At 75.2% G+C, this 11,164-nt stretch carries 7 protein-coding genes and 1 tRNA gene; 4 read left to right on the forward strand and 4 right to left on the reverse strand.

Annotation, left to right across the window (positions count from 1 at the left end):
* The 3 genes from CELF_RS08765 (at position 1) to CELF_RS08775 (ending at position 6,512) form a co-directional block, all read left to right on the forward strand.
* Positions 1-1,977 (forward strand): DNA polymerase Y family protein, encoded by a 1,977-nt coding sequence (locus CELF_RS08765; RefSeq protein WP_013770895.1) that lies wholly within the window; start codon positions 1-3, stop codon positions 1,975-1,977.
* On the forward strand, positions 1,970-5,548 hold the full coding sequence (locus CELF_RS08770) for an error-prone DNA polymerase (RefSeq protein ID WP_013770896.1): 3,579 nt from the start codon (positions 1,970-1,972) through the stop codon (positions 5,546-5,548). Before CELF_RS08765 ends, CELF_RS08770 begins: the two co-directional genes overlap by 8 nt.
* A 79-nt stretch (positions 5,549-5,627) precedes the next feature.
* Entirely contained in the window at positions 5,628-6,512 is an 885-nt protein-coding gene (locus CELF_RS08775; protein ID WP_013770897.1) for a dihydrodipicolinate synthase family protein, read from the forward strand.
* Between the two features lie 8 nt (positions 6,513-6,520).
* On the opposite strand, the gene CELF_RS08780 is transcribed toward CELF_RS08775, so the two are convergent.
* Complete coding sequence (locus tag CELF_RS08780; protein ID WP_013770898.1) at positions 6,521-7,750, reverse strand: AI-2E family transporter; 1,230 nt, start codon at positions 7,748-7,750, stop codon at positions 6,521-6,523.
* 155 nt (positions 7,751-7,905) lie between these two features.
* On the opposite strand from CELF_RS08780, the gene CELF_RS08785 reads away from it, so the two are divergent.
* Positions 7,906-7,988 (forward strand) — tRNA-Leu (locus CELF_RS08785).
* A 110-nt stretch (positions 7,989-8,098) separates the two neighbouring features.
* On the opposite strand, the gene CELF_RS08790 is transcribed toward CELF_RS08785, so the two are convergent.
* The 3 genes from CELF_RS08790 to CELF_RS08800 all read right to left on the reverse strand — a co-directional run bounded on the left by CELF_RS08790 (position 8,099) and on the right by CELF_RS08800 (position 10,585).
* On the reverse strand, positions 8,099-8,578 hold the full coding sequence (locus tag CELF_RS08790; protein ID WP_013770899.1) for a hypothetical protein: 480 nt from the start codon (positions 8,576-8,578) through the stop codon (positions 8,099-8,101).
* 163 nt (positions 8,579-8,741) lie between these two features.
* Entirely contained in the window at positions 8,742-9,863 is a 1,122-nt protein-coding gene (locus CELF_RS08795) for a peptidoglycan-binding domain-containing protein (RefSeq protein ID WP_013770900.1), read from the reverse strand.
* A 209-nt stretch (positions 9,864-10,072) separates the two neighbouring features.
* Positions 10,073-10,585, reverse strand: coding sequence for a hypothetical protein (locus CELF_RS08800; protein WP_232014327.1), 513 nt, complete (start codon positions 10,583-10,585; stop codon positions 10,073-10,075).
* Between the last annotated feature and the right edge of the window lie 579 nt (positions 10,586-11,164).

The following is an 11,164-nucleotide window of genomic DNA, read 5'->3' on the forward strand; positions in this document are numbered from 1 at the left end:
GTGAGCACGCGCACCACCGTCCTGTGGGTCCCGGACTGGCCGGTCGTCGCCGCGACGGCCGCCGACGAGGTCCCCGCCCACCTGCCCGCCGCCGTGCACGACGGCCAGCGGATCACCGCGGTCTCGGCGCTGGCGCGGGTCGAGGGGGTGCGCCGCGGGATGCGGCGTCGGCAGGCGCAGGGATGCTGCCCCGAGCTCGTGCTGCTGCCCGCGGACGACGCGCGCGACGTCCGGCTGTTCGAGCCCGTCGCCGCGGCGGCGGAGACGGTCGTCGCGGGCGTCGAGGTGGTCCGCGCCGGGCTCCTGCTGCTGCCGGCGGGCGGGGCCGCGCGGTACCACGGGTCGGAGGACGTGCTCGCGGAGCGCCTGGTCGACGCCGTCGCCGCGCGCGCCGGGCACGAGTGCGCGGTCGGCACCGCCGACGGCCTGCTCGCCGCCGTGGTGGCGGCCCGCACCGGCGCGCTCGTGCCGCCCGGCGGGTCGCGCGCGTTCCTTGCCGGGCGCGGCGCGGCCGAGCTCGTGCACGCCGCCGTGACGGAGGACGCGGTGCGGGCCGTCGGCGAGCTCGTCGACCTGCTGCACCGCCTCGGCCTGCGCACCCTCGGCCAGCTCGCCGCGCTGCCGCCCGCCGACGTGCACGCGCGGTTCGGCCGTCTCGGCGCGTGGGCGCAGACGCTCGCGCGCGGCGACGACGAGCGCCCGCCGGCGCGCCGCCGCCCCGAGGCGGACCTCGAGGTCGCGGCCGAGCTCGACCCGCCCGTCGAGCGGGTCGACACCGCGACGTTCGCCGGCCGCCGGCTCGCGGAGGACCTGCACGCCCAGCTCGTGCACCGGTCCGTGACGTGCGGCCGGCTGCAGATCGCAGCCCGCACCGACGACGGCACCGACCTCGTGCGGACGTGGCGCACCGACCTCGGCGGGTTCGGCGGCCTCACCCCGCAGCGCATCACCGACCGGATCCGCTGGCAGCTCGAGAGCTGGCTGTCCTCCACGGCCGTCGCCACCGCGCGGGGCCGCGCGCAGGACGCTCCCGACCAGGTGCGTGCGCACCGTGCCCGGGTCGCGCGCGCCCGCGCACGCGACGACGGCACGCAGGACCCGTGGGCGTTCGACGACCTGCCCCTGGACCCCTGGCCCGACGAGGACGTCCGTGCGGTCACGCTCGTGCGGCTCGTCGTCACCGCGCTCGACGTCGCCCCGGCGGGTGCCGAGCAGGGGCGGCTGTGGGGCGGCCCGTCGGGCGGCGACCTGCGCGCGCACCGTGCGCTCGACCGGGTGCAGGGCATCGTCGGCGGTCAGGGGGTCCTCACCGCGACCCTGCAGGGCGGCCGGGGCGTGCGGGACCAGGTGCACCTGCGCCCGTGGGGTGAGCAGCCGCAGCCGCCGCGCGCGACCGACCTGCCCTGGGCGGGACGCCTGCCCGACCCGGCGCCCGCGACCGTCCTCGTGCGGCCCGTGGCGGTCGACGTGCGCGACGCGGCCGGGCGGCCCGTCGTCCTGGACGTGCGCGTGGGGATGCGCGGCGAGCCGGCGACGGTCCGGTGGCCGGAGGTGGACCTCGAAGGGCCCGACCCCCGCGCCGCCCGGAGCAACGGTCGGGGCGACGGTCGGGGCGACGGCCTGGGTGACGGCCGCGCCGGTGCGGGCCGTCCTGACCCGCACGCCGCACGTGCCGCGGCCCGCACCGGTCGCGCCCCGCGCACCGACACCCTGTTCGACGTGGCTCCCGCGCGCGCGGACGCGCCTCTCGGGACGTGGACGGCCCCGTCGCGCGCCGGCGGGACGGCCGGGACGCGCGAGCGCACGGTCGTCGGCTGGGCGGGGCCGTGGCTGCTGTCCGAACGGTGGTGGGTCACGGGGCGCACGGGCGCGCAGGCCGGCGTGCGCGGGCACCTGCAGGTGACGTTCGACGACGGCGACGCGGTGCTGCTCGCCGGCGGCGCGGACGGCTGGACGTGCGAGGCGACGTATGACTGAGCGCCCGCCCTTCCCGCCCCGGTACGCCGAGCTGCACGCGCACTCCGCGTTCAGCTTCCTCGACGGTGCCAGCCAGCCCGAGGAGCTCGCCGCCGAGGCCGCGCGGCTCGGGCTCGAGGCGCTCGCGCTGACCGACCACGACGGGCTGTACGGGGTGGTGCGGTTCTCGCAGGCCGCCAAGGCCGTCGGCATGCCGACGGTGTTCGGCTCCGAGCTGCACCTGCCCGCCCCCGACGGTCGCCGTCACCCGCACGAGACGACCCGCGCGACCCCCGGCCTGCCGGTCCTCGACCTGCCGACGGGCGTCCCCGACCCGCGTGCGTCCCACCTGCTCGTCCTCGCCCGCGGACCGGACGGGTACCGCGCGCTGTCCCGGTCCATCGCCGAGGCGCACCTGCGCACGCAGGAGAAGGGCGCCGCGGACTACCGGCTGGAGGAGCTCGCCGCGAACGCCGCCGGGCAGTGGCTCGTGCTCACCGGCTGCCGCAAGGGGTCGGTGCGCCGCGCGCTCGCGGGCGGTGACCCGTCGGGTGTGGCCGGCGTCGTCCCCGGCGGGCCCGAGGCCGCGCGCGCCGAGCTCGACCGGCTCGTCGCGCTGTTCGGCCGGGACAACGTGGCGGTCGAGGTCACCGCGTCGGCCGACCCGTACGACTCCGAGCGGGCCGACGCGCTCGCCGTGCTCGCGGCCGACGCCGGTCTGCCGCTCGTCGCGACAGGCAACGTGCACTACGCGACGCCGCGCGACGCGGACCTCGCGGCGGCGCTCGCGGCGGTGCGCGCCCGCACGTCCGTCGAGGAGCTCGACGGCTGGCTGCCCGCCGCGCCGGTCGCGCACCTGCGGTCGGCGACCGAGATGCTCGCGCTGCACCGGCGCCACCCGTCGGCGGTGGGGACGGCCGCGGCGCTCGCGGCGGAGTGCGCGTTCGACCTGTCGCTCGTCGCGCCGCAGCTCCCGCCGTACCCGGTCCCGGACGGGCACACCGAGGCGACGTGGCTGCGCGAGCTCGTCCGGCAGGGCGCGCTCGAGCTGTACGGGCCGCCCGACGCCGAGCGTGTGCCCGGCGCGTACGCGCAGCTCGAGCACGAGCTGCGGGTCATCGAGGACCTCGGGTTCCCCGGGTACTTCCTCGTCGTCTACGACCTGGTGAAGTTCTGCCGCGACCACGGGATCCTCGCGCAGGGCCGCGGGTCCGCCGCGAACTCGGCGGTCTGCTACGCGCTGCGCGTCACCGCCGTCGACGCGGTCCGGCACGGCCTGCTGTTCGAGCGCTTCCTCGCGCCCGAGCGGGACGGGCCGCCGGACATCGACGTCGACATCGAGTCCGCGCGCCGCGAGGAGGTCATCCAGTACGTCTTCGCGAAGCACGGCCGGTCGCACGCCGCGCAGGTCGCGAACGTCATCTCCTACCGGCCGCGGTCCGCGATCCGCGACGCCGCGCGCGCGCTCGGGTACGACGCGGGGCAGCAGGACGCGTGGGCGAAGTCGATCGAGCGGTGGGGCAGCCTGCGCCCGCCGCAGCCTCCGTCGTCGCCCCCGACCGACCGCTCGCCGGACCGTGCGGCCGCGGTCGCGACCGTGCGCGACGAGCGGCGGCGCGCGAAGGCGTCGATGTGGGGCAGCACCTACGAGCCGCCGCCCGTGCTCACCCGCGTGACTGCCCCGGCGCGGTCGCCCAAGGGCACCGAGGTGCCGGGCATGGCGACGTCCGACGGGCACGACGTCGTCCCCGCGCTGCTGCCGCCGGCGGCGAGCGACCTCGACGAGATCCCCGAGCACGTCGTCGACCTCGCCGACCGGTTCCTGCGGCTGCCGCGCCACCTCGGCATCCACTCGGGCGGCATGGTGATGTGCGACCGCCCGGTCATCGAGGTGTGTCCCGTGGAGTGGGCGCGCATGCCGGGTCGCACGGTCCTGCAGTGGGACAAGGAGGACTGCGCCGACGCGGGGCTGGTGAAGTTCGACCTGCTCGGGCTCGGGATGCTCACGGCGCTGCGGCTCGCGTTCACCGACGTCGAGAAGCACGAGGGGCAGACGCTCGACCTGCACGCGCTGCCCGCGGAGGACCCGCGCGTCTACGACCTGCTGAGCGCCGCCGACACCGTCGGGGTGTTCCAGGTGGAGTCCCGCGCGCAGATGGGCACCCTGCCCCGTCTGCAGCCGCGCACGTTCTACGACATCGTCATCGAGGTCGCGCTCATCCGCCCCGGCCCGATCCAGGGCAACTCCGTGCACCCGTACATCGAGCGCGCGCACGGGCGCCAGGCCGTCACGTACCTGCACCCGCTGCTGGAGAAGTCGCTCGCCAAGACCAAGGGCGTGCCGCTGTTCCAGGAGCAGCTCATGCAGATGGCGATCGACGTCGCCGACTTCACGCCCGCGGAAGCCGACCAGCTGCGGCGCGCGATGGGGTCGAAGCGCTCGACGGAACGCATGGAGGCGCTCAAGGGGCGGCTCATGTCCGGCATGGCCACGCACGGCATCGGGCCGGACGTGGGGGAGCAGATCTACGAGAAGCTGCGCGCGTTCGCCGACTTCGGCTTCCCCGAGTCGCACGCGTACTCGTTCGCGTTCCTCGTCTACGCGAGCGCGTGGCTGAAGGTCTACCACCCGGCCGCCTTCTACGCGGGCCTGCTCGCGGCGCAGCCGATGGGCTTCTACTCGCCGCAGAGCCTCGCCGCCGACGCGCGCCGGCACGGCATCGAGATCCTGCGCCCCGACGTGCAGGCGTCCGACGTGCAGGCGTGCGTCGAGCGCACCGGCCCGACGCCGCCCGGGGGAGAGCCGCTGCTCGTGCCCGCCCCCAGCGGGACGGGGCCGGCGGTGGCGGTCGGTGTGCGGACCGGCACCGACGCGCCCGTCCCGCGCTCGCTCGCCGTCCGGCTCGGGCTCGCCTCGGTGCGGTCGGTGGGGGAGGACGTCGCGCAGCGGCTCGTCGACGAGCGTCGCGCGCACGGCCCGTTCGCCGACCTGCGCGACCTCGTGCGCCGCGTGCGGCTCAGCACCGCCCAGCTCGAGGCGCTCGCGACCGCGGGCGCGCTCGACAGCCTCGGCGGGACACGGCGCGAGGCGCTGTGGGCCGCCGGCGCGCTCGCGCAGGAAGGGCCCGACACCCTGCCCGGGGTCAGCGTCGGGGTGGCCGCCCCGATGCTGCCCGGCCTGAGCGACGTCGAGGCCGCGACCGCCGACGTGTGGGCCACGGGCGTGTCCGTCGACTCCTACCCCACGCAGTTCGTCCGCGAGGGACTCGACGCCGCCGGCGTCCTGCGCGTCGTCGACGCGTACAGCCACGAGACCGGCCGCCGGGTCGCCGTCGCGGGAGTCGTCACGCACCGCCAGCGGCCCGGCACCGCGGGCGGGGTGACGTTCCTGTCGCTCGAGGACGAGACGGGGCTGCTCAACATCGTGTGCTCCGCGGGTCTGTGGCAACGGTTCCGGCGCGTCGCCCGCACGTCCCGCGCGCTCGTGGTGCGTGGCCGGCTCGAACGTTCCGACGGCGCGACGAACCTCGTCGCCGAGCACCTGGGCGTCCTGTCCCTCAAGGTCCGCACGACGTCCCGCGACTTCCGCTGACGCCCGCGGTGCTGCCCGGCGACGTCTCCCGTACGGAACCGACGGCGCGCCCGGGGGCCGGTTCGCTAGCCTCCCGCGCATGCTGGGACCCCTCGCCGCGTACCTGCCCACCCCGCGCACCCCGGACGGGGGCGTCGCGCCCGACGTTCTGGCGGCGCTCGCGGACGCCGCGGTCGGTGCGGGCGTCGACGGCGTCGCGGTGCTCGGCTCGACCGGCGGCTTCGCGTACCTGGACGGCGGTGACCGGGCCCGCGTCGCGCGCGCGACGGTCGAGGCGGTCGCGGGCCGGGTGCCCGTCGTGTGCGGCATCGGCGCGCTGACGACGGCCGACGTGCTCGGCCACGCCGAGGCGGCCCGCGTCGCGGGAGTGGATGCGGTGCTGCTGCCGACGACGTCGTACCTGCCGCTCACGGCGGCGGAGGCCCGGGTGCTCTACCGCGACGTCGCCGCCGCCGCCGAGGTGCCGCTGTGGGTCTACCACAACCCCCGCACGACGGGCCTGGATCTCACGGTCGACGAGCTCGTCGACATCGCGTCGCTGCCCGGTGTCGGCGGCCTCAAGGACCGCGGGCTCGACGCCGACGACGTCCGCACCCGCTGCGCGGCGCTCCGCGCGGGCGTGCCGGAGGGTGTCGAGGTCGGCTTCAGCGGCGACGCGCTCGGTGCGCAGGCGCTGCTCGCGGGTGCCCGCACGTGGCACAGCGGCCTCGCGGGCGTGCTGCCCGGGCCGTGGGTCGCGACGGCCGCGGCCGCGGTCGCCGGAGACCGCGCACAGGTCGACGCGTGGACGGCTCGTCTGGCCCCGCTCACCGACCTCGGCGCGCGCTGGGGCGCGATGCGCCTGGCCGGGCTCGTCGCGCGGCACGTCGGCCTGGACCTCGGACCGCTGCCCGCTCCGCTGCTGGAGCCGCCCGCCGACGTGCGTGCCGCCGTCGACGCCGCGGTGGAGTCGGCGCTGGCCTGACCCGGCGGTCAGCCGTGGGCCGGCGCGCCCTCGGTCTCGTCGGCCGCGTCGACCGGTGCCACCTCGTCGTCCGCCTCGTCCTCGTCCATCGGCGGGTCGAGCGTGCGCAGCCGGGAGAAGATCGCCCACACCACAGACACGAGCGGGACCGCGATGACGGCACCGAGGATGCCGGCCGTGAGCGTGCCCGCCGTGACGGCGAGCGCGACGACCACCGGGTGCAGGGACACCTGCTTGCCCATCACGAGCGGCTGCAGGATGTGCCCCTCGAACTGCCCGATGAGCGCGATGCCGATGCCGACGATCGCCGCCGACCACAGCCCGTTCGCGGCGAGAGCGACGATCATCGCGACGATCATCGCGGCGGGCGCGCCGATCAGCGGGATGAACGCACCGATCATCACGAGCACCGCGAGCGGCGCCGACAGCGGCACGCGCAGGATCGTCAGCAGGATGAAGGCGAGCAGGCCGTCGGTGACCGCGATGATGACGGTGCCGCGCGTGTAGCCGGAGAACGTGTACCACCCGGCACCGCCCGCGACCTTCCACGTCTCCCGGAACCGCATGGGCAGCTGGTTGAGGAACCAGGTCCACATCTCCTGCCCGCGGGCGAGGAAGAACACCGTGCAGAAGATCGCGAGCGCGAGCGCGGTGAAGATCTCGACGACCGACCCGGCCCCCGCGGCGACCTGCGACGCGAGGTCACCCGCGTGGTCCTGCACCCACTGCTGGGCGTTGCCGATCCACTCCGCGATCTGCTCGTTCGTGATGCTGAACGGCAGCGGCCCGTTCTCGAGGAAGTCCGTGATCTGGCCGATGCCGTCCCCGAACTGCACCGTCAGGTCGGACCACTGGTTCGCGATCGAGTAGCCGATGTACGTGAGCAGCCCGACGAAGAACAGGATGCCGCCGAGGATCGCGAGCGCCGTCGCGAGCCCGCGCCACATCACGCGCGACAGGACGTCGACGATCGGCCGCAGCACCGCCGTGAACACGAACGCGAGGAACACCGCGATGAACAGCAGCTGCACCCGTGACGTGGCGAAGAACACGAGCGCGACGGCCGCGATCACCACGAGCAGCCGCCACGACACGCCCGCCATGACCCGCAGCCAGTGCGGCGCGGTGTGCTCGACCCCGTAGACGCTCGGGTTCCGGCGCGCCCCTGCCACCTTGCGCGCGGCAGGGCTCGTCGCCGGGCCGAAGCCCCTCGTCCCGGTGCCCGTCGTGTCGGACATGAACCCCCCGCCACCTCGGTCTCTGCGGGCGGAGCAGCCGCCCGGCACCCGTGGCGTCAGTCTGCACCCCGGGGGCGATGCGTGCCTCACCGCCGCACCGTGCTATCTTTTCTGCCGCACCTGAGGGAGCCTACGGGCACCCGGACGGTCCACCTGTCCGGGTGGCGGAATGGCAGACGCGCTAGCTTGAGGTGCTAGTGCCCGAAAGGGCGTGGGGGTTCAAGTCCCCCTCCGGACACTCGTTGAGACAGCGACGGTCGAAGCCTCTGAACTGCGTCACCGCAGACAGAGGCTTCGTTCGTTCTCGCCGCGGGCGGCGGCGCAGCGAGCGCGAGCTCGCGTCGGGGGCTATGACACCGCGTCGCGGACGCGCTCGATCATGTCCGTCTCGCGCGCGCTGACGCGTTCGGCGTGGAAGCCCATGAAGCCGCCTTCCTTGGCGGCGTTCGCCGCGTCCTGCGCGGTCTCGACCAGCCACGCCGCGAACGCCGACGCCTCGTCGGCGGTGGCCTTCGACGCCACCATGGCGGAGACCTCGCGCAGCTCGGCGACGACCTGCTCGCCCGGCGCGGCGCCTGCGGTCGTCGGCTTGTAGCCGTGGAGCGGGTTCTGGTGCGCCTGCGCCTGGGCCTGGATGTCGAGCGCGACCTCGGCGAGCAGCTGTTCGCGGGTCGGCGGGTTGGTGGCCGACCGGATGGACGCCATCGACTCCTTCGCGGCCTCGATCGGCCCTCCCGGGTCGGCCAGCGAGATCGCCATCCCGGCGACGAACGGTGCGCGGACGATGCGTACCCACTCGTCCTCGGTGAAGTCGGACTTGCCCGTCATCGTGCGTCCTCCTCGTCGTCGGCGCCGCCCACGATGCCACGGTCTGTCGTCACCTGCAGGAGTTCGGGGAGAGGACCGGGACTGCTCGCAGGGCACCCGCTCCTGCACGACAAGGCGATCGAGACGGTCGGTGCGATCCGTCAGCCGTCAGGAGGGTCCTGCGTCAGGATGTCGCGCTCACCTCGGGTGCGGATGGCGTGTTGGCGGCGAGGGACGCAGCGACCGCTGCCTGGACGGCGGCGACGGTCGCTGCGTCCACCGCGCCGGTGGCCGGCACCCCGAGGTCGGTCTGGAACGTGACGAGCGCCTGCGTGAGGGCGTCGGACCACTGGCCGTCCACGGGCCCGTCCCAGTAGCCGAACAGGTGGAGGGTCTGCTGGAGCGCCGCCGTCGACGCGACCGCCGAGGACGCGGCGGCGTCGCCCTGTGCGGCCAGCTCTGACCGCAGCGCGGCGTCGGTCGCGCGGTCGACCGTGCCCGTGACGGGCAACCCGTGGGCCGACTGCAGGCTCTCGACCGCGGCGACGGTCGCGGGGCCGTAGATGCCGTCGATCGTGCCCGTGTAGTGGCCGGTCGCGGACAGCGACTCCTGGAGCGTCGAGGTGCGCGCGGCGACGACGTCGTGCGCGGCGGCCTGCTCGGCGTCGGTCAGGCAGCCGGTGGCCGCGTACAGCTGCAGCCACGCCGCCTCGAGTGCGACCGCGGCGGCGTTGAACCGCTCGGAGGCCTCGCGCAGGGGCGTGTCGTCGTCGATCTGCTGCTGCACGGCCGTGAGCTCGGCGTCTGCCTGCCGGACCCGCTCGACGGCGTCCGCAGGTGCGAGCGGGGTTGCCGTCACCTCGGGCGGCTCGGCGGGCTCGACCGGCGCACCCGACGCGGTCGCGGATGCCTCCAGCTCGGTCAGGGCCGCCTGCGCCTGTGCCAGCGCGGCCTGTGCGTCGAGGACGGCTGCGTGCGCGTCCTGCGCGGCGTCGGCGTCGTCGGCCACGTCGGCGCGCGGTTGGCGCAGGTCGTCACCGGCGGTGGCGACGTCCCCGACCGTCGGGGCTGTCGAGACGAGCAGGTCGCCGTAGCGGTCGAGCGCGTCGACGTAGCCGGCGGCACTGGCGCAGAACGTCGCGTTCGCCTCCTGCGAGGCCGCCTCGGCGTCCTGCAACGCGCGCTCCTTCGCGCTCACGTCGGCGCGTGCCCTCTCGAGGGCCGACGGCGTGTCCTGTCCGCACGCGGCGACCAGTGCGGCGACGGCTGCGACCACGAGGGCGCGCAGCCCTGTCGACGTCCTCACGGCGACCCTCCTCGCGACGGTACGGGCGTCGGTGCGGAGCACCGGCCGTGCGGCCGCCCCCGATCCGTCCTGATCCTGCGGCGGAGCCCGACGGTGGGCGCCACCCGTAGCGGGCGATCCTCGTCCGTGCCCAGCGCGGGCGTGGGCTCGTGACGATGCCGTCGGGCGGCGGGTGGGGCCCAGCTCTCGATGCCGTGTGGGTGACGCGGCTACGCGAGCCCGTACACCTCCTGAGCGAGGGTGCACCGGGCGTCCGTTCCCGCGGGAGCGGGGCCTTCGACGTTGACGCGGCCAAAGGTCGCCGATACGTCGAGCCTCACGACGCCCCAGCTGAGCGTGACGTCCTGCGAGGTGACCATGGCTCGCGGCCCGAGCGCCACGAGGTACGTCTCGCCGTCGTCGTCGGTGGTCACGTACAGGCAGCCGTCGTCTGCCACGAACAGCCGGCCCGCGTGAGCGACGTCATCTCCGACCGTTTCACCGCCATTCCGCAGGAACGTCACGCCGTCGGACGTCTCCAGAGCCAGCTCGGAATCCGACTGGCGGCTCAACCAGACGATGACGACCGCGACGACGACGACAGCGGCGAGCGAGGCGGCGACGAAGGCACGAGAACGCGACATGGCGGGTCTCCTTGGCTCGTCACGACGGTAAAGCCCAACAGCGCGAGCGATCCGATCCCGCCGGGGGCCGAGGCCGACCAGCGCTTCGACCATCGACATCGGCTGCGCCGGTAACGAGGCCTTCCTACCGAGAGAACTCGGTTCACGGAACCCCGTTGATGCGGTCGGACACTCGACGGCTCGCACGAACGCGTACTACCCAGCGGTCGACCCCCCGTTCGGTCGAGAGATCGTCACACGATGCCAGGTCGCTGATGCGATGTGCCGGTCCGGACGATGCCGCTGACGCTCCCGCAGCCGCCGCGCTACGCGGTCGCCTGGTCGGGCACCGAGGCTGTCGCCTGAGGGGGCGAAGCCGCCGCCCTGGCAGGGGACCAATCCGGCTCCGAGATCGTCAGTGTCGGGTGGGCATCCGGCACCGACCCGGCGAGTCTCCCGGGTGCGTCGGTCGGGGTCGAGGTGCTCGACCAGGACGCCGCGGCGAAGGTCGGCGTCGAGGGTGTGCTCCTGCGCGTCGGCGCCCCAGTGGCCGATCAGACGGCGACACCGGTGCCAAGCGGGACGTCGACGCCGGCGCCGACGAGCCCCAGCGCTGAGCCGACCACGGCGATCCTGACGTGCGCGCCGCTCTCGCCCGGATGGTCGCTCTGGCGTCGGGTGGCATCGCGATGGCCTCGA

Origin of the sequence: Cellulomonas fimi ATCC 484, from assembly GCF_000212695.1 — a bacterium.
GTDB lineage: Bacteria > Actinomycetota > Actinomycetes > Actinomycetales > Cellulomonadaceae > Cellulomonas > Cellulomonas fimi.

What these genes read in the sequence shown, in the direction of transcription:
- CELF_RS08800 (WP_232014327.1), bottom strand. Translation starts at nt 10,585, where the DNA reads ATGTCGATGGTCGAAGCGCTGGTCGGCCTCGGCCCCCGGCGGGATCGG.
- CELF_RS08780 (WP_013770898.1), bottom strand. Translation starts at nt 7,750, where the DNA reads ATGTCCGACACGACGGGCACCGGGACGAGGGGCTTCGGCCCGGCGACG.
- CELF_RS08775 (WP_013770897.1), top strand. Translation starts at nt 5,628, where the DNA reads ATGCTGGGACCCCTCGCCGCGTACCTGCCCACCCCGCGCACCCCGGAC.
- CELF_RS08770 (WP_013770896.1), top strand. Translation starts at nt 1,970, where the DNA reads ATGACTGAGCGCCCGCCCTTCCCGCCCCGGTACGCCGAGCTGCACGCG.
- CELF_RS08790 (WP_013770899.1), bottom strand. Translation starts at nt 8,578, where the DNA reads ATGACGGGCAAGTCCGACTTCACCGAGGACGAGTGGGTACGCATCGTC.